Below are 20,922 nucleotides of genomic sequence, written 5' to 3' on the forward strand. Positions count from 1 at the left end.
ACCTCAGTAGATGTGGGCATCGGTGTTTCTCAGCAACTCAAGCATCTTTAGGAACTCCCTGAGCTCTTCCTCGGAGAAGTGGTTCTCCGCCTCATCCTCCGGGTCGAATTTGCTTAGGTATTCTCTGGCCTTCATTAGGTCATCAAGATCCTCCTGAAGCTCTAAAGCGCGCTGGGTGAACTCATAGCTCGTGTGCGGGCTCTCAAAGGCCCTGTTCTGGTTGGCTATTATGGCAATCTTAACGTTGGCTATCGTTTCGTCGAGCAGTTGGATGAGTTCTCCAATCTTCATTTCCATCACGTTGAGACTTTCTCGGCCAGAATATTTAAGCTTCTCCCGAAAGGTTTTTACGCAATAGCTGAGGAAATGTTTATGGTGAGGCCTATGGACTTCTACCTCTTCATGGAGAGGTACGGGTACAAAATCCTGTTCGGCATCTTCGGTCTAGTTCTGCTGGCGATCTTCGGAACCCTCGGCCTCTACGCCTACGCAGTCTTTAAACTGTTCGACTTCTTTGCTGGGGGACTGCTGCTACTCTTCGTGATTGTCTACGCATTCACTGCCGGCAGAAGGGTACTTGACGCCCAGGCCAAGGCGCACGCAAAGTACTTCTATGACGACAGGCGCAAGAGGTGAGGGTATGAACCCCGGGATTTTTATGGAGAGGTAGGTTACAAGCTCCTGATGGCCCTCATGGTCTCGTCGTCATCGGGATAATCTCGGTACCATTCGTCGTGATGTTCAGCCTCGATAGATGCGTCGGTATGGCGGTGTTCATTATTGTTTCCATCCTGATGAGCTTTTCATAGTGGTCCCCTGGCGTTCAGAGATGATAACGAGAACCTAGTTCAAAACTCACAACGAGGTGTACTACGACAAAAAGGCAAGCGAAAGATCTAAATTTTTCGAAAATTTTTCAACTATTGCGGGGACTTTTCTGAGCATAGAGTTTTAACCCTCGGCACAGATAGCCTATGGTGGTCATCGTGGAGACGGTTAAGGCTTATCCTTCTGATTTAGTCAAGTCCAAAGTCAAGGAACGTGAGAAAAAGCTCCTCATGGGCAATGAGGCGATAGCCTACGGTGCCCTTGAGTCGGGCGTTGTCTTCGCAACTGGTTACCCAGGGACTCCCTCAACCGAGGTCATCGAGACAATTGCCCATCTCAAGCCAGAAGTCTTCGCCGAGTGGGCGCCCAACGAAAAGGTTGCCCTTGAAGAGGCGGCGGGTGTTGCCTACACCGGCCTGAGGGCACTCGTCACGATGAAATGTGTTGGTCTCAACGTTGCAGCCGATCCCCTTATGAGCCTCGCCTATTCCGGTGTTGAAGGTGGTCTTGTAATCCTCGTTGCGGATGACCCCGGCCCGCACACCAGCCAGACCGAGCAGGATGACAGATATTATGGAAAGCTCTCGCTTCTCCCAGTTCTTGAGCCCGCTGACCCGCAAGAGGCCCACGATTTAATCATCTACGCCTACGAGCTGAGTGAGCGCTATAAGGTTCCCGTCATCTTCAGAACGACCACAAGGGTGAATCACACGACGGCTGACGTTGAAGTCGGTGAGTTCGTTGAGCTCAACCGCGAGCCGAAGTTCAAGAAGGACATAGAGCGCTATGTAAGGGCAAGCATGGATGGCAACAGGAAGAGGCATAAGTGGCTTAACGAAACGCTGAGAAAGATCGAGGAGGAGTTCAACTCGATGCCCTTCAACTGGGTCGAGGGAGAGGGAAGGATTGGAATAATCGTCGAAGGAGCACCCTACAACTACGTGAGGGAGGTTCTGCCCAAGCTCGACGGTGACTTCAAAGTTCTCAAGATCTCAACGCCTCACCCGCTCCCCAGGAAGCTGGTTGTTGACTTCCTCAAAACGGTTGACTTCGCAATAGTCATTGAGGACGGCGCTCCCTTCCTCGAGGAGGAGGTTAAAATAGCAGCCTATGAGGCCAGTCTGAACGTGCCAATCTACGGCAAGAGAACTGGTCATCTGCCCCTTGAGGGTGAATTGAACCCGAGCCTGGTCAGAAACGCCCTGCTGAATCTCCTCGGCAGGGGAGCTGAAGAGTACACCAAGCCCGAGGAGGTCGCTTACGCCGAGAGTCTTGCCCCGAAGAGGCCTCCGGTTATGTGCCCCGGCTGTCCGCACAGAGGCTCCTACAGGGCTGCCCTTGATGCCCTGAGAGACCTTAAGCTCGGCCGCTATTCGGTTCCCATACACGGTGACATAGGCTGCTACGCTCTATCGCTTCTTCCGCCGCTTGAGGCTATCTGGACCGAGTTCGTCATGGGCGCGAGCATAAGCCTCGCCAACGGCCAGAGCGTGGCAATGAAGAAGAAAATCATAGCGACGATCGGAGACTCTACCTTCTTCCACAATGGAATCCAGCCCCTGGTCGATGCAGTCTACAAGAACCTCGACGTTCTAGTGATGATACTCGACAACAGGACAACGGCAATGACCGGCCACCAGCCGCATCCAGGAACGGGGGGAAGCGAAACCGGCAGGAAGTTCAACGAGATTGACATCGAGGCGCTCGTCAAGGCTCTGGGCGTCAAGTACGTCAAGACTGTTGATCCCTACGACCTCAAGGCAACGAGAGAAGCGATAAAGGAAGCGATGCAGGTTGAAGGGCCGGCCGTGATAATAGCCAGACGGGAGTGCGTTATTCCGGTCATAAGGCGCGGCGAGATCGGCGAGATACCGCTCGTCGTCGAGGAGAAGTGCACCGGCTGCAAGGCGTGCATACTCCTGACGGGCTGTCCAGCTCTAGTCTACGACCCAGATACCAACAAGGTGAAAATCGACGAGCTCCTCTGTACCGGCTGTGGAGTCTGCAACCAGCTCTGTCCGTTCGACGCGATAAAGTTCCCGAGCGAGCTGGGAAAGAGCTAATACCACCCGTACTTCCAGCCACTTTTTCTTTCTCTTCTCGCTTTTTCTACTTCATCCGAAACAATCGCGTTGAAGAGCCAGAGGTATATTAGCGTTAGGAAAAAGCCGATGAACGCTCCGGGCTGCTCGTCAATCTTGGCAAGACCCATATTACCGCAAGCAGGGGGAGAGCCAGCTTAAATGCAGCTTTCCTTATGTGTCCCCAGTTCTCCGGTCCAAGGTAGTCAGAGCCTCCTGGTCTCGAGAACGGGTCGTGGATGAACCAGTAGAGCCACTGGACATAATAGACGGCCAAACCAGTGGGGAGAGTGTCAAGGCTGTGTACATAGCGGGAGCAATCCAATAGGCCAAGCTCTCACCCGTTGGGGATTGGTCATGAATCTATTAAGCTTTTCGGTCGTAAAAAATTGCCTAAAAATTATAGTGAGTAAGGCTTTACTCCTTCCAGACCTCCAGAACCATAAACCTCCTCACAAGCGGGTTCGGGTAGAGCTCCCAGCCAATACCGTCTGTATCCGCTTCAATCTCTCCGTAGAGACCACCTTCTCTCGGGTCGAGACTCTCACCGCGTATCTTCCCGGAGAGTAGTTCAACTTTCATATACCTCGGCAGGCCGACCATGGCCCTGCCGTTCTCTCTCGCGTAGTCAATGGCCCACTTGGCGGTGTATATTCCTGAGAAAATCTCCGCTATCCTGACCGGGACACTCGACTTTCCGACGGCGAGAATTTCTATGCCCGTGTCTTCCCAGAATTTCTTCGCGAGGGGCTGAAGGTCCTTCCTCAGCTCGTGCCATACTGCCTTTCCTCTCTCGGTTATCGTCAGTGCATCGATGGTGACATCGTCGAGCTTTCTTACCTCTATCCCACCGAGTGTAGAGTCGAGGTGAATAACGTCGGGCTTGACTTTCTTTGCCAGCTTTACAGCAAGAAATGCCTCATCCTTCACGGCCTGTCTGCCGCTCATGTCGTAATTGAAGGGATCAGCGTACTTGACTATGCTGAGCGTTGCCGTCCTGTATGGCTTCTCAACGAGAACCGCGACCGTGGCGATAAGTCCGACGGGTTCATACTCCTCCGTGAGAAGTGCACCCCCAGTGTCAGCAGCGACTATCCTCATGGCAACCACCGTTAAGCACCAATTACCAATATACTCCTGATATTACAAGATCTAGGTGATAGTGTTGAATGGGTCAGATGATGTAGTTTATGAAACTTTGGGTTCGTACATAGACGCCCTGTGCGATGCGATTTACATTGGGACGGCTAGGGGCAAGCAATCCTCTACAATGGGAGAGCTTACCCGCTAACACCAATAGAGAAACCGCTCCTATTTTTGAGTGTATTCTATGTGGACGGGATGCTGGAGTAACCGGGTGTGGAGAGAAAAAAGAACCATGCTTTTCTCATCAAAATGTGCCCCTCAAGGATTGATGTGTACAGGCTGGATTACATCGTGGAGCTTATTTTTCATCCATCCGGAGGGGTGTGATTATGGTCACGCTCTACACGAACACGGGGCTGGCAAAAACTCTTGAAGGTGCGATAAGAGACTGCAGAATTCACAAAGGAAAAAGGGAAAAGGTTCTCTCGTCGAGGGTCAGCCACTGAGCCTCATCACTTCTCAGAACTCGGCAAAGTCATCATCCCTCTGAGCCTTTCCACATCCTCCCTTAAAGCGCTTACCGTTTCTTCATCAAAGCTCGTGATTCCGGAGTAGCGCTTTATGACTTCATGAACCTCAGGATACCTGCTCTCCAGCATTCCCATTAGTTCTCCAGCGGGCAGGAGCATGCCCGTGTCGCGGTAAACAAAGTAGGCGCCTATCGCGTAGAGGGCATCCATATAGGAGCTGTAGGCCATATCAAAGCGTCTCTCGGACAGGTAATACTCAGCACGGCCCACGTAAGCTGAAATCTTCTCAATGAGCTCCTTTTCCATTTCTCCCACCACGCAGAGTTTATAAGGACGGACTTAATAAATCTGTCGAGGGCTTATGAGGGCGGAGATAATCACGTGGGCCGCAACGGTCTTGGTCATAATCTACATCGCCTGGGAAGTCGTCAGTCCGCTCATCACGCCAATATTCTTCGGCCTCGTTCTGGCTTACGCAGTCTATCCTATCCACAAGAGACTAATCCCAGAGCTCGGCGAGGCAAGGTCGGCCTTCCTGCTGACGGCCGGAATGGTGGGTCTTGGGGGCACCATAACGGCGGAACTTATAATGATCTCCGCCCAGGTTGCTGCATCGTTCTACTACAACGTCGTCGACTTCTTCAACTGGGTGCTGACCCAACCGCTTCCCTCAGAAGTTCTTGACTTCATCAGGAACTTCTCAGGAGAATTCATACCCAAACTTTCCGAGTATCTATCCAAACAGGCCTTTTCACTCCCCATGTACATCCTGCAGCTGTTCATCTTCCTCTTCACATTCTACTACGCCCTGACAAACTCAACGAGCATAATCGAGCAGATACAGCTTTCCCTCCCCGAGAAAAACCGGCACCTCGGCGAAGAGATACTCCAAAGCGTAAGCAAAACGCTGGGTGCCCTGGTTAGGGCGTGGCTCCTCCTCAACGTTGCCAAGGGAGTGCTCATGACCCTCGGCTTCATAATCTTCGGCGTTTCAGATATTTACACCGCCATAGTGGCAGGCTTTCTTACGTTCCTCTTCAGCTTCGTGCCCCTCTTCGAAGGCTGGATGATATGGCTCATTGCCGCCGCTTACTTCGCTAAAGAGGGAATGTACCTCCACGCTGCCGGCATCTCGCTCTATGGGTTCTTCCTCGTCTCTCCGATGCCTGACTACACTATAAGGCCGCTGATAGTGGCCAAGGACACGGACCTCGATGAGACGCTCGTCTTCATCGGAATGGTTGGCGGCACGTGGGCAATGGGGATAAAAGGGCTGATAATAGGGCCTATAGTCCTCAACCTTCTTCTGACGCTCCTAAAAGAGTGGAAGAGAGTCATAGCGAGGAAAGAACCTTCACACCAGCCTGCTCCAGCTCCCTCAAAGCATTCCCCTCATCCTCAGGATTGATGCCCCTGACGGCATCGCGTAGGAGATAGGTCTCAAAGCCGTGCCTGACCGCGTCGAGGGCCGTGGCTTTAACACAGTACTCTGTTGCCACACCGCAGACGTAAACACGTTTTACACCCTTCTCCTTCAGGATTTCCGCCAGGTTGGTTCCTTCGAAGCCGGAGTAGGCCTCCTTATCCGGATCGGCCGCCTTCGAGATTACCACTGCATCTTCAGGAAGTTCAACAACGAACTCGGCACCAGGCGTGTTCTGAACGCAGTGCTTCGGCCAGGGACCTCCCTGCTCCATAAAGCTGATGTGGTCCTCAGGGTGCCAGTCCCTCGTGGCAACTATCAGAGCCCCGCGCTCCTTGAACTTTCTGATGTACTCGTTCACCCTCGGGATGATTTTGTCACCATCCGGAACGGGAAGGGCTCCTCCAGGCATGAAATCCCTCTGCATGTCTACAACTATCAAGGCCGCCTCAGGCATGTCAACCACCAGTTAACATTTCGAAAAACACATTAAAAACAGTTCGCGGAATAAGTGAACTTCAGAAAAGCTCACCGTTGATGAACTTCCTCGTTAGCTCATTTTTGGGTTTCTCGAAGATTTCCCTTGTATCCCCAATCTCAACAATCCGTCCGGAATACATGTGGGCAATCCTGTCCGCGAGCCTCTTGGCCTGGAACATGTTATGAGTAGAGAAGACTATTGTGGTCCCGTTTTCCTTAGCAATCTCCCGGACTATGTCCTCTATTATGGTGGAGTTCGTCGGGTCCAGATTGGCAGTTGGTTCGTCCATCAGGAGGAGTTTTGGCTCCAGCACTATCGCCCTCGCTATGGCCACTCTCTGCTTCTCACCACCCGAGAGGGTCTTTGCCTTTCTGTGCTCGTACCCCTCAAGCCTCACAAGCCTCAGAACTTCTTCCACCCTCCTCTTGATCTCGGCCATTGGATAACCCCTCAGCATCAGGCCATAAGCTATGTTCTTGAAGACGGTGGTGTTGAACATCACCGGCGTCTGGAACACCATTGTTATTTCCTTTCTGATACTTCCCGGCCGGTTCCAAGAAACTCTGACCCCATCGAAGTAGTACTCACCGGAATCTGGCCGTTCAAGCAGGGCAAGAACCCTCAGAAGGGTCGTCTTTCCGGCACCACTGTGGCCCATAACGCAGAATATCTCACCCTTCATGATTTCAAGACTGACGCCGTCAAGAGCCCTTTTCCCATCATAGGCCTTGACAAGGTTTAGAACCCTAACAAGGCTCATGCCAACCACTTCCTCACGAGGTTCGATAGAAGGTTCACGGTAAGGACTATGCCCATCAGGATTATGCCCAGCGCTATGGCTATGCTTACCTCAGCCCTGACCGTGTACATCTGTATGGCCGTCGTCAGGACGCGGGTATTGTAGACGCCGCCCTTTACGTAGATGTTTCCGCCTATCATGAGCGCTATACCGAGTTCGGATATTGCCCTGTTGAAGGCCGCTATTATCGCCAGGACTATTCCCCCGATGCTCTCCCTGACGACTTGTAAGGAAGCCCTAATCTCATCGGCACCGAGGGTTAAAGCGAGCTCTCTTATTTCACCCTCAATGGATTCCAGGGAGCTTACGACTATGCTCATGATTATCGGAGTGATCAGCAGAGCCTGGCCGATGCTTATTCCCATCTCGGTATAGAGCAGGCCCAGTGAGCCGAGTGGGCCAAGTGGAACGAACATAAGGTACAGCACCAGCCCCCAGATGACGGTGGGAACTCCCATGAGGCCGTTTATCAGTGTCTTCACGAGCCACTTACCTGGAAAGTCCCTGAGTCCAAGCAGAACCGAGAGTGGCAAAGACCAGACAACGGCAATGAGAGTAGCCATCCCAGAGACCTTAATTGAACGGAGGGCTATCTCAATGACGTACGGGTCGTCTATCAGTTTGATGGCCTCTGAAAATCCCTGGATTATGTAGTCCCATGCCATAGCTCATCCACCCAGAGATGGAAAGAGAAAATAAAAGGCTTAGCCTTCCACGACCGAGGCAGGGAACTCGAAGAAGTCGTAGGTAGGCTTGTACCTGAACTTCTCAGGGCACTCGGTGTACTTGTCGCCGTCCTTCATGAAGCCGTACTTGAGTATCCACTTGAAGACTTCTCCCTCCTGACTCTTAAGGACCGGAACCGCTGGGTAGAATAGAGGTCTTCCGAATTCGTCCTTTCCGTACTCAGCTATTGCCTTCTGGCCCTCCTCTGAGGTCAACCACTCAGCGAGGAACATCGCGCCTTCAAAGTCCTTGCCCGATATCTTTTCAGGATTAATGATGATTATAGCGTAGACGTTGATAAGCTCTTCACCCTTGTCGACGAGGACATCGAGGTTTATCTTGCCTTCCTTCTGGTACTTGAGGTATGTACCGATGTCGGAGAGAGTGTAGGCATTTCTCTCGCTGGTGTAGAGGAGGGTATTGCCCATTCCAGAACCGGTCGTGCCGAACCAGCTCTCGTTCTTTAAAGCTTCAAACTCAAAGCCAGCATTCTTCCAGAGGGCTATCTCCTTGGTGTTGGTTCCGGAACCATCATCTCTTGAGACCCAGACGAGCTGGTCAGGATGTGCCCTTCCGTACTCGACTATCTTTTTCAACGCCTCAGTAACGCTGAGCCCTCTTATTCCAGCCGGGTCATCCTTGGGGCCGACGATGACGAAGAAGTTGTAGGCGAAAACCTTCCTGTTAACACCGTAGCCCTCTTCCATAAAGGCCTGCTCCTTCGACAGAGCGTGAACGAGGATAGCGTCACTGGCACCGCTTTTAGCGTCGAGTATCGCTCCACCGGTTCCCTTAGGAATGAAACGGAGCTCTATGTTGTACTTCTCCTTGAAGATTGGCGCGACCACATTCTCAAGAATTCCAGTATCGTAGAGGCTGGTTGTTGTTGAAATCGTCAAAACCTTGGGCTTCTCGGAGACAGTGCTTGTTGTGCTGGTGTTCGTGTTACTAATACAACCATAGGAAAACCCAACAAGGAGGAACACCAGTAGAGCTAACAGCTTTATCTTCTTATTCATGATGCCCCCACCGTTAGCTGGACGAAGGCCAATCTTATAAACATTTTTGTCTAAGTTAAACTGATTTGTTTAACAACATCTGCATCCTGATGTCTATAACGTGAGTCGAAAAGAGAAAACCTAGAGCTCAAGCCTTTCCCTGAACTTTGCCATGTCCACTCCCTTATCCATACCAAAGAGATACGCCAGAACCTTCTCGTCAAGGTCACCGTAGCGCTCGCGCATAGCTTTGATGCCTTCGAGAACCTCCTCCCGTTCCCAGCCGAGGGACTTCGCTATATATCCAACCATCTCGTTGAAGAGGTCTTCACTGGCCTCTTCCTCTTCTAACAAGGCCTCGTTTACAACCAGCTTTCCTTCCCTCTCCTCGAGGAGGCCACTCTCGATGGATTTCTCTATGAGCTCCTTCGTGGCTTTAATGTCCATGAGCCTGAGGCTGAAGGCGATGATTCCAACGAGTTCGCTCCTCGTGAACTCAACCGAGCCTTTATACTCAACGGCGCGCTTCAGCGGGTGCACACAATCACCTAACGTTTTTAGGGCGTTGGAATAGATAAACCTTTGCCCGTTAGAGGTTTAAACGGTGAAGAAAATTTAAAGTGGTGATGATCGTGGAGCAGAGAACGCATATTCTAACCTCTGAGACCCTTGTGGGGAAGCCCGTTAAAATTGGAGAAGGCTATGCAGAGGTCGTTCTTCAGACGACGGACGAGATGAAGGTCGACGAGTACGGACTGGTTCATGGAGGCTTCACCTTCGGGCTTGCCGATTACGCGGCCATGCTCGCTGTAAACGAGCCGACCGTTGTTCTCGGAAAGGCCGAGGTGCGCTTTTTGAAACCGGTCAAAGCCGGCGAGAGACTCCTCGCTAAGGCCTCCCTGGTGGAAGATCTGGGCAAAAAGAAGCTCGTGAAAGCCGAAGTGTTCAACGAGAAGAACGAGAAGGTCTTTGAGGGAACCTTCCACTGCTACGTCCTTGAGAAGCACGTCCTCGAGTGACCAAAATTTTTTAAATCCCAATATCGGATTTCGATATCGGTGTTCGATATGAAATACCGCGACTTCCTGACTCTGCACGTCCTCCACCACGCAGAAAGGGAGCCAATAACCGGTTCTTTCATGATGGAAGAGCTCAAAAGACATGGCTATCACATCAGTCCGGGCACGATATACCCCCTTCTGCACGGCATGGAGGAAAGCAGGCTCCTAAAGAGCCGCTGGGAAGTAAGGGACGGAAGGCGCGTCAGAGTCTACGAGATAACTCCAGAGGGAAAGAAAGCCCTCGAAGAGGGCAGGGAACGAGTTAGGGAGCTGTGCAGAGAACTCCTGGAGGAGTGAAATATGGAGGAGAAGGAAAAGAAAATCTTCGGCGTTAGCTGGAACGTCTTCCTGCTCGGGATCGTCAGCTTCCTCAACGACATGAGCAGTGAGATGATAGCACCGGTAGTACCAACTTATCTGACTGAAATCCTGGGAATTAGCAAGGTCGTGAGCGGCTCGATAATGGGCCTCATCGAAAGCCTGAGCTCGCTGTTTAAAGTACTTTTCGGCTACTTCAGCGACCGCTTTAGAAAAAGGAAGCTCTTCGTGGCCTTCGGCTACCTGTTCTCCACCATCGCCAAGGGGGCCCTTGCATTCGTCCACTCGTGGTGGGACTTTGTAACCCTAAGGGTTCTCGACAGGGTGGGCAAAGGAATAAGAACCGCACCAAGAGACGCGCTCATTGCCGAATCCAGTGAGAAGGGGAAGACAGGCAAGTCCTTTGGCTTTCACAGAATGATGGATACGCTTGGAGCTGTTGCCGGACCGCTGGCGGCGATAGCGATTCTGGAGCTGCTCAAAAGCCTGCCCCTAGAAACCGCCTACCGTTATCTCTTCCTGCTCTCGGCTATTCCAGGCTTAATCGGAGTCGTCATCGTCATACTGCTGGTCAAAGACAAAGGTGGCGAGGTAAAGAAGAAGGTAAAGGGCATCTCGGCGCTCAAATCCAGAAACCTGCGCCTCTTCCTCGTCGTGGTTGCCATCGGCGCCCTCGGCAGGTACAGCTACGCCTTCACACTCTGGAAGGCCGAGGAGCTCGGCTTCTCAGTCGTTCAGGGACTGGGCTTTTACGCGCTCTTCAACCTAATCTACGCTCTCTCAGCCTATCCCCTCGGAACCTACTCGGACACCTTCGGAAAGAAGAGGATGATAACCCTCGGCTTCGGAATAGCGGCTCTGGCATCGCTGGCCTTCGCATACGCGAGGGACTTCTACACCCTAATAGCAGCCTTCGTGCTCTATGGCCTCTACATAGCCATCGAAGACACCATACCGAGGGCCTACATGGCTGACTTAGCGAAGGAATTCGAGAAGGGGACAATCATAGGCGCATACCACACTGTCTTTGGTGTCTTTGTCTTTCCAGCTTCGGTGATAGCGGGCTGGCTGTGGCAGAGCTATTCACTGACCTACTCGTTCACCTTCGCAGCGCTGATGAACGCGATAGCTATGGTTCTGATGGCGTTTGTGAGGGAGTAGCCTCGTTTCATTTTTACTTTGCAGAAAAGCCGGGAGGAGAGAAGAACAGCAAAATCAAGCCCCAAGCTTCTCGAGCTCTTCCTTTCCTATGAGAAGCGGCCTCTCAGCCTCTATAACGTAGCTCAGCTCCCAGAGGACTTCGCCTTTGTTCATGGCCTTGGCGTAGCGCTCGGCCATCTCCTCGGCCTCTTCAAGTGAGTTAGCCTCGATTATCCTCCTGACGTACCATTTCCTATCTCCAAAGCGAAGCTTGAACTCCGCCATGTACATGGGCATCACCGCAGGTAGGTAGGGGACAAACTTTAAAACGTTCACCCTAATTATAGTCAGTGGTATAAAGCAACTTGGAGGAAGGAGTAATGAAGGGTCATGCCCTTTTTCTTGCCCTCCTGGCGATGCTGCTTATAACTCCACCAATCCTCACCACTTCAGAGAATCAAACGGCGTACCTTATGGTAGTTAGTACCCCAAAGGCCCACGTCTTCATCAACGGAAAGAACGTTGGCGAGACACCCCTCAACCTCACCATCACGCCGGGCAACTACACCATCCAGCTCTACAACCCCGACTACCTCGTCTACTCCCTGAACGTCTCCCTGCGAGATGGGGAAAGAAAACTGATTAACGCCACGCTGAAGCACCCAACCTTCAAGCTCAGGATACTCACAAAGGAGAAGGGGCTGGAAGTCTATCTCGACGGAGAGCTTATCGGAGAGACGCCCCTTAACGAGACGGACGTTCCAGTAGGCATCTACAGCCTAACGATAAAGCGTGATGGGAAGACAATTTACAACACCACGATACGCGGGGAGAGAGGAGGATGCGTTACGATAAGCCTAGACCCAATAGAGCTGCCAGGAGAGACATCACTAGCAAAGAAGGAAACAAGAAATAACGAAGAAAACATCTGCGGTCCTAGCTTGTTGATACTGACAGCACTGACACCTGCACTCGCGAGAAAGCGCTAAGGCTCTATCACCCTATAAACCCCGTCCACCTCAGTTGCCTCGAAGACCTTGCCCCCGTCCTTCGTGCGGAGCTCCACGAGGACCTTAGCAGGCTCGCGCTCAACTTCCTCCTCCACAATCCTTTTGCTTAGAACCTGGATAAAGGCATCCCCCAGCCTCTCGAACTCGAAGACGAGAACGTCATCCTCCCATCTGTGGCCGCGGTAAGAAACGCCGCCCATTCTAAAAGTAACCTCAACCTTAACCTTCATTCGGACTCCTCCAAAAACTTGTACCATAAAAACCTTCAGCTTTCACCTTTAAAAAGGTTGAGAAAGGGTCAAGAGCTCTTCTTCAGCTTGAGCACCTGCTTGGCGAACTCCTCAAGCACTTCCTTGCGCATACCCTCGAAGAACTTTATTGAGCCAGCGTAGCTGTGGCCACCGCCCTCGATGCCAGCACTCGGGAGTGCCTCCTGGAGCTTGGGTATTATCTCGTTGAGGTCGAAGTTGTAGGCCGCCATGCCGTCGCTCGCCCTGACAACAGCGAAGTCCGGGCCGTAGGCCAAAGTGAGTATCGGGCTGTCCTCGCCGTATTTCTCCTTGAAGTGGTCGTGGATCAGGCCGCTCAGCTTGCCAGGGCTCGGGTAGCTGAACTTCGGTGCGTAGAGCTCTATGTCTATGGTGTTGAACCTTATGCCGTTCGGCAGGACGACGCTCTTGACGTGAGGCAGTGAAGCCCTAAGGGCCTTCTCCTGCTTCTCCTTGACCTCTGGATAAATTGCGTCGATAAGCATTCTGTGCCTCTGCAGGTTGCCCGTTAGGAGAAGTATCTCGTCGATTATGCCGTGCCCGTCCATGAACTTCCAGAAATAGGCCTCGTGGTCTATAACCTCGGCTATCTTCTTGAGATCTTCTTCGGTTAGACCCTTCGCCTTCTTGGCTATCTCAAGGTACTGGTAAAACTCCGGTGCTTTACTCCTGTCGCCAGTTCCGGCTATGGCCGGCAGATGCTTGATCTTGTCTTCTACAGCAGGATTAATGTAGCGCGCTATTTCAGTTGCCAGCATTCCGGCGGTCAGTTCGTAGTAGCCGCGCTTGATATGATGAGGATTGACGTGAACGTCGACATACTCATCGACGGCCGCTTTGTCCTCGCTTATCCACTCCCTCGGATCGTGGTGATCAATGACGACTATCGGTACTCCATAGGCCTTGATGCGCTTGTAGGCTGGAATGTCCTCACTCGTTCCGCCGTTGTCCACTATGACGACGAGCGGTAATGGATCGCCGAACTTCTCGTGATCCTCGACCATGAAGATTATGTCCTTGAGGACATCCTCAAGCTCGTAGAACGGTGCTCTGCTCGGTCTGCGCTTGAAGAGCTTCCACCTCGCGCCAGGGTCTGGGGAAACTTCCTCGATGAGCGGGACTATTGCGTATTCAAGGGCCAAGCCGGAGGTATAGCCGTCGGCATCGGCGTGGTGCCTCAGCAGTATCGGCCTGCCCTCATAGATGGCGCGCCTTATCATGAAGGCGGCCTTCATTATCTTCGGCTTGAGCTTCTCCAGAACCTCGCTCTCCACGAGGAAGCCAACGTCCTCGGGCTGGGCCTTCCTGTCGAGTTGCTCTTCAATCTTCTTCTTTACCTCAGCCGCCTCCGGACCCCAGAGGCGGGCCATGTCGCTGACTTCTATCTGTATCTCGCCGGAGTGGAAGGCTATCTTTCCGATTATCTCAACGATGTCGCCGACGTTTATGTTAGGATAGGCCCTAACGCCCGGTGCCTCAAAGGCGGCCGCCCAAGTTATGCCCGTTCCGTCGGTTATCGTGAAGACCGTTGGGCCGCCGGTGACCTGTATCTGGGTGACCCTACCGCGTATCCTCACGGTTTTTCCGGCCATGTCCTTCCTGAGTTCGCCGATTGGAGTAACTGGAAGCTCTTTTCTAACGACGACCTCCTTGTAGTGCTTGAGGGCCGACTCTATGAGGTCAACCTCGCGCTTGTCGGGTCTAACATCAAGAACCTGGACGAGTATCTCCTGACCCGGAACGTAATCCCTGCCGCCAAGGAGGTCCTTCCTCTTGATAAGCCCTGTAACGTGCGGGTTAAGCTTCACAAAAACACCAAAGCGCTCCACCCTGTCTATGGTTCCCTTATATACATTGCCTATCTCAACGTCCTCATAGTCGCAGGTCTTGTCGAGAATATAGACCACCTTGTATTTCCTCATGCAGTCCGGACAGACCCAGGTGGTTTCCATACCGGGCTCCCAGGGCTCCTTCACCTTACCACAGATGTCGCAGGCGAGAACACGGCCAGTTCCGCCGCAGGTTGGACAAGTGTCGTAAACCGGTACAACGCCCTTGCCGTGGCACTCGGGACAGGGTATCTCGTCAACTTCGTCTTCAACGCCGAAGTAGTCCAGGTTTCTATAACCTTTAAGCTGCTTGTCGAGCTTGAAATCAGCCGGAACATAGCCCCAGCCGTTACAAACTTGACACTCCTTCTCGCCAACCTTGACTTTACCCGTTCCGTGACACTCAGGACAGTCTTTAACCACCATGGCTCACACTCTCCAGAAGTTCTCTCACTGAAGTCACTTTAGGCCGATGGGGACTTATAACCTTTTGTCTCTGCGTCCCGGAAGAAACCCCAGAAGACAAGCATAGAGATTACGTAAAGGAATGCCGTTATAAGGAACGGCCAGGTGAAAGAGAAGTCGAAAAGCCTGCCGCCTATGTACTGACCTATTCCGAAGGTGGCCGTCCAGGAGAGGTTGTTCAAGGCCATTACAGTCGAACGCTCCTCCTTGGAGAAGGAACTCATCATGAAGGAGTTCCATATGGGGTTGACTATGTTCATGAGAATAGTTCTAACGGTGTAGATGAAGGCCGCTACCATGAAAGTCGGGGAGAATGGCATCGCAGCTATCAGGAAACTGGCACTTCCGTTGAAAGAGACTATGGTCTTGACACTGCCGAGCCTGTCCGCTATCATCGGGAGGATAAACATGCCAAGGCCCATTATGAACTGCTGAAGGGCGAAGAGCCAGCCTATGCTTTCCAGGCTCGTGCCGAAGCGCTGGTTGAAGTAGAGGCCCATGTATGGTATCGTAACACCGGCACCGAGACCAATGAGGGCGCTCGGAAGAGCGAAGCGACCGATTCTCAGGAGCAGTTTCTTATTGAGGTCGAGTCTTTTCTCCGTGCTTGCCAGAATGGACTTCACGAAGAGCACGATAACGAATCTAATCGGGATTATAAGGAGAACCAGCGCAAAGACCTCGCGGTAGCCTAAGTACCTTGGCAGGAAGCCAGCTAAAAGGAGGCCCACTGCGGAACCTATCGTTCCCATCGCGGATGAGAGGCTGAAGAGGTAGTGCCTCTTCTCGTCGCTAACTTCACCGCTCAGCAGGGCCATGTAGGAGGGGCCCTCAAAGGCGAGGCCTATCCCAATGAGCACGCCGCCCAGGGTGAGCATGACTATGGTCGGATATAGAACCTGGATGAGCCTGCCCAAGAACATCAGTGAGACTCCAAGAAGAACGGCCCTCTTGTAGCCTATCCTCGTGCCGAGAGGGCCCGAGAAGAGGAGAACGCTCGCCTGAGCCAGGGTCGAGAGCGAGAAGACTATCCCAATGTTTGTGTAGTCAAAGCCGAGGGATTTTAGATAGAACGGGAATATGAACCATGCTATGTTGCCGCCTAGCCAGGATATAAACGAGTAGGCCACGAGCAACCATGCATCCCTGCTGAAGTCCCTGTAATTCTGCAGTGGCATGAACGTTTAGACGAGGGTTTGAGTATATAAACCTACCCCACGCCATGCCAAAAAATTTATTAACAAAAAAAGGCATTACTCACCGATTAAATCAAAAAAATACGAGCATTCCCTGGCTTAAATAAGAGTGAGTAAAATTAGAAAAACGGGATAAAATAAGCTTTCACATTTCTTCCATAAACGTCTCCACCGCAAGCCTTGTCTCTTCATAGGTCTTTCCTGCGAGTATGATTACCTTGTACTGCGGGTTGTTCGGGTTGTCCAGCTCTTTTATCACGTATCCTTTCTGCTCTACCTCGGCCTTGATGGCATCCACGATGTTCGTTCCATAGACCTGCTCGAGGAGTTCCCAGGCTTTGTTGCTGACCCAGCCACCTATTATTATAACGTTCTTGTCCGATGGAAGGCTCGTCAGGTCGGTATCCTCGATGATGAAGTCGTAAACATCGTCCGTAGCCTCGACTTTCGGGGCGATAACTGAGACGGTTCTCGTAACCGTGGCAACGCGGACGAAGCGGTAGCCCTCAACTCCAACTATCCCTCCGTTCTCGTCCCTCTGGAAGACCGCCATAATCTCAAGACCCCAATCAGTTGGGAGCTCTAGGGCGTCTCCTGACCCTATGAACACCCTTGGGAAGCTCTCGAGGCTCTCGTTCACGTGGAGGTAGAGGGTGTAGAGCCCGTTATCAGGGTCTATGTCCCAGATCCACTGGCCTTTATAGACATCACCGTCCGAGTACTGCTTCACTTTCTCGTAGTACCAGTAGTCGTAGGTGACCATCTGGGCGTTGTTTATGCCAACGAAGAAGTCCGTGGGGGTGAAAAGGAAGACGTTCTTCGCCCCAGTTTCGAGAAGTTCGTTTATTCTTGCAGAGGGATAGGTGTCGTACTCCTCAAAGTCCTCGGCACCGTTGGTGTCGACGTACATGACGTAGTACTTGTCCTCGCTCATGGTCTTGGTCTTGATGAGGCCGCTGGGATAGGTCAGCTCGATGAGCATCTTGGAGACGTCGAGGTTTATGTCGAGCAGCTTTATCTTCCAGCCACCGACGACTATGGAATCGCCAAGCGAGCTAGATTCAGAGTCGGCCTCCAAGTACGCGTAGAAGTACATGGTGTCCTTCCCATCAATGGTCGCCGAGACAACCTTATAATCGCCGCCTATATCGAGGGGCGTTGTGTTCTCGTTGAAGATTATCTCTACGCTTCTGTCGAGGAACTCAGCCATCCCGTTAGTGGAGTTAAACTCAACGCGGGAGAAGTCAACCTGAACAACTACAGCGTGCCCCACGGGTACGTCGCTAACGTTCACTCCGACGTCGGGCATGTCGATTGGATTGAGTTTGTATATCTGGTTTTCATCAGGAATAACCACACTGTGGTACTCAACGGGTACAGAAACGGTGGTAGTGTAAGTTCCCTGAGAAATCCCCCTGAGAACCAGAAAAGCTCCGAGTCTTGAGCCCGTTATCGCGTCCTCACCTATGTGAAGGGGTACGCCGTTAACTATTTTGGTAGTTGGTAGAACTATCACGGTATTGGCAGAATTAATGCCAGTAATCACTGCATTAATCGGCGTAAGAAGCAAGCCCAGAATTGTCAGGCTCACAAACAGAGCCAAAGCCTTTTTCATCGTTTATCACCGAATTAAGGTGCATCTCAACCTTTATAACTTTTCCTGGGGAAATCCTTTCTGCGATGATGAGTGAATCCAATGCTGACGGGATGATGAACCCCGAACCTGAGCACCCACCAGAAGACAAAAGGGGAAACGAAATGAAAAATAAGCTTGACGAGATATACAACAGTCTTGAAGAGCTCCGCAGAGAGGTCGAAAAAAAGAAGGTGCCCGACAGGCTCGGGTGGGACGACATAGCCCAGGAGATCATCGGTGCGGTAACCTTCGCCCTTCCATTCCTCTTCACCGGCGAACTTTGGGAAATCGCCAAAGACATATCCGTAGAGCGCTCCCTGGTAATCCTCCTCATGACCCTGGCCATTGCATACCTCTTCATTGCGAAGTCCCAGATAGGCAACCTCAAAAAAGAGGAGCTCTTCCATGTCCCAAAAAGACTTCTCACCGTGACCTTGATAGCGTATCTGATTTCCTCCGGGTTAATATACCTCTACGGCATCAACGGGATAGCCGACTTTACGACGGAGCAGTACCTCAACGCGACCATACTTATAAGCACATTCGCCGTCATCGGAGCGATAACTGTTGACATGGTGAAGTGAATGAGGATCATCACTGGAAAGAGATTTGAGGCCTTTGCAGATGATAACACACTGATTTTTCCCGAATGCGGAAAAAACCGGAGAGAGCTAGTTGAGATTGTTAGATCGCTCACCGGGGAGGAGACGGTGATAACAGCGAGCCTCGAGCTCATAGACCTCATACTTGGTAAGTTCAGAGGCGAGGGACATTTCCTTATTTACTCCGACACTGGAAAGAATCTAACCGCCAAGGAGGCCTATGAGCTGAGAAAATACCTTGACTTCGATCTCCGAGGCGGCTTTACCGGTGAACCCTTCCGGGCAAGCGTCCTTTTCGTCGAGGGTAAGACTGATGCTAAGTTCTTTAAGGCGGTCTTCAAGAAGCTCTTCAAGTTCAAAGAGAGCAGAGAAGTTCCAGCGAATCTAAAATTCATTGAGAGGGTCTTCGAGCGTGAGAACTTCGAGCTGTTGAGAAATGAGAATGGCTTCTTAGCGGTAATCCCAAGTGAGGGCAATTCGGGAGTTATCAGAAACCTCGGCAACTTTATCAGAGCAATGGAAGTCTTTGAATTCAGTGTTGACAAAATAGGAGTCGCCATAGATGTTGATGACGACAGAGAGAGTGCGATGGCCTCAATAACCGGGAAGCTCTCCCGGTTCCGTCCTGAAAAAACGGCCACAGGTTTTAGAGTTGGGAAGACAGAGGTAATACCTCTAATCATAGGCCTTCCCTTTGAGGACGAGCTAATCGAGTGGAAGAAGCCCACTGTTGAAGATTTAATGCTCCACCTCATAGAGCGGGAGGGACTTCTGGAGAGAATCAGACCGGCATTAAGGACCCTAAACGAGAGCCTGTGCAGAAAGCTAAAGCCCAAAGAGGTCATGTACCTGGCTCTTTCGGCCTACGGACACTGGGGCAATCTGGAAGGCTTTTACGAGCTTTTTGTCATGCGCTCCCGCTTCAGAAACCTCAAGGCCATTCTTAGGGAAGCGGGGCTTATGGAAGGGCTTTTCATTATCTCAGGCATAAACCGTTGAATTTTTATTCCACCTTCCCCAACTCTTCCAGGTGATACGCATGAAGCTCGCCTCATTCGATGTCTGGAACACCCTCCTAGACCTCAACGTCATGCTCGATGCTATGGCCGTTGAGCTGTCCAAGCTCATGGGGGTATGCATACTCGACGTAGTGGAGGGCATGATGTTCACAAGGGAGAGGATAAAGCGCATGAGGGCAGAAACGGCAGGTGACCCTCAGAGGGCCTTAGAGGAGAGCCAGGAACTTCTGGCAGAGCTCCTCGGAACGGATGTCGAGGTTGTAAGGAGGGCTGCCGCGAAGGCGGTTCTTAAGGTCGGTGATGAAATCGTTCTGCCGGGGGCAAAGGAGGCGCTTGAGGGCGTCAAGAGGAAGGGCCTAAAGGTCACCGTTACGGGCAACGTGATGTTCTGGCCTGGCTCTTACACAAGGCTTCTGCTTGAGCGCTTCGGGCTGATGAAGTTCGTGGACAAGACCTTCTTTGCGGACGAGGTCTTCGCTTACAAGCCAATGCCCGAGATGTTCGAGAAGCCGCTTAAAGCGTTCGGCGTTGAGCCAGGTGAGACCATCCACATTGGCGACACCTATGCAGAAGACTTTGAGGGAGCGCTTAAAATGGGGATGTGGGCGGTCTGGATTAATCCCGAGGCCGAGGAAGTGAGGAAAATCCACGAGAGGGGCTTTGAGGTGCCGGGAGTGGAGGGAATTCTGGAGGTGTTGGAGGAGTTAGAGAAAGGAAAAGCTACCTGACCAGCTTTGCCTTCACATAATTTTGAGCCGCATAGTACTGCTTCTCGTCGGCGGTGTGGAACTCGGCGTTGAGGGCTTCAGCGAGAGCTATGTACATGGCATCGTAGATAGTGATGTTTTCCTTTAGGGCGATTTCAAGGGAGCGCTCAAAGAAGTTTTCAGCCTCGAAGAGGGTTAATGAACTCCCCAATGTTTTGAGCACGGTTATCTTGATCTTTCCCTGTTCCAAGGTCAATTCTTTTCGCCGCACCGCTTTCCAGATGGCGTTCATGCCTTCAACGAGCGCGTAGTCGAGAGTCGCCACGCTGGGCTCCACTGGAACCTTTTCCCAGCCAGGCTCCTGAAGAACGACCTTTACTAGGGATGAGGCATCAACGACTATCACGGTCCTCCCTCACTGACTTTGCTGCAAAGCCCCTGCTCACGCTCCCACTTGCCTTTGCGAGCTCCAAAGCTTCCCGTATCTTCCGTCTCCGCTCCTCCTCGTCTATCCTCCTCCTTATGAACTCCCGTATCTCCTCGCTCCAGTTGATGTTGAGCTCCTTCATCTTGAGCTTCAGCTCGTCGGGAATCCTAACCGTGATAACTGCCATGTATTACACCTCAAAATACGTTTTGTATTGCGAGGATAAAAGGGTTTCGGGACATTAAAACCAATGATGATTGTAGGCAAATTTTACCTAAAAACTTAAATATC

General features: G+C 51.8%; 26 protein-coding genes. 10 read left to right on the forward strand and 16 right to left on the reverse strand.

The annotated features are described in order from the left end of the window. Window positions 1–3: 3 nt before the first annotated feature. Window positions 4–291 carry a hypothetical protein gene (locus E3E32_RS06030; protein WP_167731020.1) on the reverse strand — a complete coding sequence of 96 codons (288 nt, stop codon included), beginning with the start codon at window positions 289–291 and terminating at the stop codon, window positions 4–6. An 81-nt stretch (window positions 292–372) separates the two neighbouring features. Here E3E32_RS06030 and E3E32_RS06035 point away from each other — a divergent pair, with 81 nt between their 5' ends. Then, entirely contained in the window at window positions 373–636 is a 264-nt protein-coding gene (locus tag E3E32_RS06035) for a hypothetical protein (RefSeq protein WP_240910570.1), read from the forward strand. Between the two features lie 338 nt (window positions 637–974). Next, complete coding sequence (iorA, locus tag E3E32_RS06040; RefSeq protein WP_206205209.1) at window positions 975–2,891, forward strand: indolepyruvate ferredoxin oxidoreductase subunit alpha; 1,917 nt, start codon at window positions 975–977, stop codon at window positions 2,889–2,891. Here the strand turns inward: iorA and E3E32_RS10070 are convergent. The 3 genes from E3E32_RS10070 to E3E32_RS06060 all read right to left on the reverse strand — a co-directional run bounded on the left by E3E32_RS10070 (window position 2,888) and on the right by E3E32_RS06060 (window position 4,831). Then, window positions 2,888–3,040, reverse strand: a complete 153-nt coding sequence (locus E3E32_RS10070; RefSeq protein WP_206205210.1) for a hypothetical protein — start codon at window positions 3,038–3,040, stop codon at window positions 2,888–2,890. The two genes, iorA and E3E32_RS10070, sit on opposite strands and share 4 nt — an antisense overlap. A gap of 286 nt (window positions 3,041–3,326) precedes the next feature. Then, entirely contained in the window at window positions 3,327–4,010 is a 684-nt protein-coding gene (locus E3E32_RS06050; protein ID WP_167731023.1) for a DUF4152 family protein, read from the reverse strand. Between the two features lie 497 nt (window positions 4,011–4,507). Then, on the reverse strand, window positions 4,508–4,831 hold the full coding sequence (locus tag E3E32_RS06060) for a hypothetical protein (protein WP_167730801.1): 324 nt from the start codon (window positions 4,829–4,831) through the stop codon (window positions 4,508–4,510). Window positions 4,832–4,886: 55 nt separating this feature from the next. Between E3E32_RS06060 and E3E32_RS06065 the strand changes: the two genes are divergently transcribed. After that, complete coding sequence (locus tag E3E32_RS06065) at window positions 4,887–5,933, forward strand: AI-2E family transporter (RefSeq protein WP_167730802.1); 1,047 nt, start codon at window positions 4,887–4,889, stop codon at window positions 5,931–5,933. Here E3E32_RS06065 and E3E32_RS06070 read toward each other — a convergent pair. The 5 genes from E3E32_RS06070 to E3E32_RS06090 form a co-directional block, all read right to left on the reverse strand. Next, complete coding sequence (locus tag E3E32_RS06070; protein ID WP_167731024.1) at window positions 5,860–6,405, reverse strand: nicotinamidase; 546 nt, start codon at window positions 6,403–6,405, stop codon at window positions 5,860–5,862. The genes E3E32_RS06065 and E3E32_RS06070 overlap by 74 nt on opposite strands. A gap of 61 nt (window positions 6,406–6,466) precedes the next feature. Then, window positions 6,467–7,189 (reverse strand): ABC transporter ATP-binding protein, encoded by a 723-nt coding sequence (locus tag E3E32_RS06075; protein ID WP_167730803.1) that lies wholly within the window; start codon window positions 7,187–7,189, stop codon window positions 6,467–6,469. Beyond that, on the reverse strand, window positions 7,186–7,893 hold the full coding sequence (locus E3E32_RS06080; RefSeq protein ID WP_167730804.1) for an ABC transporter permease: 708 nt from the start codon (window positions 7,891–7,893) through the stop codon (window positions 7,186–7,188). The genes E3E32_RS06075 and E3E32_RS06080 overlap by 4 nt, the downstream gene beginning before the upstream one ends. A 39-nt stretch (window positions 7,894–7,932) precedes the next feature. Beyond that, entirely contained in the window at window positions 7,933–8,973 is a 1,041-nt protein-coding gene (locus E3E32_RS06085) for a substrate-binding domain-containing protein (protein ID WP_167730805.1), read from the reverse strand. Between the two features lie 120 nt (window positions 8,974–9,093). Further along, the gene (locus E3E32_RS06090; protein WP_167730806.1) at window positions 9,094–9,492 is read right to left on the reverse strand and encodes a DUF2240 family protein; all 399 of its coding nucleotides are present in this window, start codon (window positions 9,490–9,492) and stop codon (window positions 9,094–9,096) included. Window positions 9,493–9,584: 92 nt separating this feature from the next. On the opposite strand from E3E32_RS06090, the gene E3E32_RS06095 reads away from it, so the two are divergent. From E3E32_RS06095 to E3E32_RS06105, 3 genes are read left to right on the forward strand one after another with little or no spacing between them, the layout of a single operon-like run. Then, on the forward strand, window positions 9,585–9,971 hold the full coding sequence (locus E3E32_RS06095; protein ID WP_167712273.1) for a PaaI family thioesterase: 387 nt from the start codon (window positions 9,585–9,587) through the stop codon (window positions 9,969–9,971). 48 nt (window positions 9,972–10,019) lie between these two features. Further along, the gene (locus E3E32_RS06100; RefSeq protein ID WP_167731025.1) at window positions 10,020–10,310 is read left to right on the forward strand and encodes a PadR family transcriptional regulator; all 291 of its coding nucleotides are present in this window, start codon (window positions 10,020–10,022) and stop codon (window positions 10,308–10,310) included. A 3-nt stretch (window positions 10,311–10,313) separates the two neighbouring features. Continuing rightward, window positions 10,314–11,492 carry an MFS transporter gene (locus E3E32_RS06105; RefSeq protein ID WP_167730807.1) on the forward strand — a complete coding sequence of 393 codons (1,179 nt, stop codon included), beginning with the start codon at window positions 10,314–10,316 and terminating at the stop codon, window positions 11,490–11,492. 54 nt (window positions 11,493–11,546) lie between these two features. Here the strand turns inward: E3E32_RS06105 and E3E32_RS06110 are convergent, their stop codons facing one another. Then, window positions 11,547–11,762 carry a hypothetical protein gene (locus E3E32_RS06110; protein WP_167731026.1) on the reverse strand — a complete coding sequence of 72 codons (216 nt, stop codon included), beginning with the start codon at window positions 11,760–11,762 and terminating at the stop codon, window positions 11,547–11,549. Window positions 11,763–11,851: 89 nt separating this feature from the next. Here E3E32_RS06110 and E3E32_RS06115 point away from each other — a divergent pair, with 89 nt between their 5' ends. Then, on the forward strand, window positions 11,852–12,460 hold the full coding sequence (locus tag E3E32_RS06115; protein ID WP_167730808.1) for a PEGA domain-containing protein: 609 nt from the start codon (window positions 11,852–11,854) through the stop codon (window positions 12,458–12,460). Here the strand turns inward: E3E32_RS06115 and E3E32_RS06120 are convergent. From E3E32_RS06120 to E3E32_RS06135, 4 genes are all read right to left on the reverse strand, one after another. Then, window positions 12,457–12,711, reverse strand: a complete 255-nt coding sequence (locus E3E32_RS06120; RefSeq protein ID WP_167730809.1) for a hypothetical protein — start codon at window positions 12,709–12,711, stop codon at window positions 12,457–12,459. The genes E3E32_RS06115 and E3E32_RS06120 overlap by 4 nt on opposite strands. Before the next feature lie 68 nt (window positions 12,712–12,779). After that, entirely contained in the window at window positions 12,780–15,005 is a 2,226-nt protein-coding gene (locus tag E3E32_RS06125) for a DHH family phosphoesterase (protein ID WP_167730810.1), read from the reverse strand. Between the two features lie 38 nt (window positions 15,006–15,043). Beyond that, complete coding sequence (locus E3E32_RS06130) at window positions 15,044–16,222, reverse strand: MFS transporter (protein WP_167730811.1); 1,179 nt, start codon at window positions 16,220–16,222, stop codon at window positions 15,044–15,046. 163 nt (window positions 16,223–16,385) lie between these two features. Further along, on the reverse strand, window positions 16,386–17,855 hold the full coding sequence (locus E3E32_RS06135; RefSeq protein ID WP_167730812.1) for an S-layer protein: 1,470 nt from the start codon (window positions 17,853–17,855) through the stop codon (window positions 16,386–16,388). 65 nt (window positions 17,856–17,920) lie between these two features. Here E3E32_RS06135 and E3E32_RS06140 point away from each other — a divergent pair, with 65 nt between their 5' ends. The 3 genes from E3E32_RS06140 to E3E32_RS06150 are packed head-to-tail and all read left to right on the forward strand — an operon-like array spanning window position 17,921 to window position 20,225. Then, entirely contained in the window at window positions 17,921–18,460 is a 540-nt protein-coding gene (locus E3E32_RS06140; protein ID WP_240910571.1) for a DUF2391 family protein, read from the forward strand. Next, a complete protein-coding gene (locus tag E3E32_RS06145) occupies window positions 18,461–19,477 on the forward strand; it encodes a DUF3226 domain-containing protein (RefSeq protein WP_167730814.1) in 1,017 nt (338 codons plus the stop codon). A gap of 40 nt (window positions 19,478–19,517) precedes the next feature. Continuing rightward, a complete protein-coding gene (locus E3E32_RS06150; RefSeq protein ID WP_167730815.1) occupies window positions 19,518–20,225 on the forward strand; it encodes an HAD family hydrolase in 708 nt (235 codons plus the stop codon). Here E3E32_RS06150 and E3E32_RS06155 read toward each other — a convergent pair. Together E3E32_RS06155 and E3E32_RS06160 are read right to left on the reverse strand one after the other, a co-directional pair. Continuing rightward, the gene (locus tag E3E32_RS06155) at window positions 20,218–20,610 is read right to left on the reverse strand and encodes a type II toxin-antitoxin system VapC family toxin (protein WP_167730816.1); all 393 of its coding nucleotides are present in this window, start codon (window positions 20,608–20,610) and stop codon (window positions 20,218–20,220) included. The two genes, E3E32_RS06150 and E3E32_RS06155, sit on opposite strands and share 8 nt — an antisense overlap. Further along, window positions 20,597–20,818, reverse strand: coding sequence for a hypothetical protein (locus tag E3E32_RS06160; RefSeq protein WP_167730817.1), 222 nt, complete (start codon window positions 20,816–20,818; stop codon window positions 20,597–20,599). Before E3E32_RS06160 ends, E3E32_RS06155 begins: the two co-directional genes overlap by 14 nt. Window positions 20,819–20,922 lie beyond the last annotated feature (104 nt).

This window comes from Thermococcus sp. GR6, from assembly GCF_012027415.1.
Lineage (GTDB): Archaea > Methanobacteriota_B > Thermococci > Thermococcales > Thermococcaceae > Thermococcus > Thermococcus onnurineus.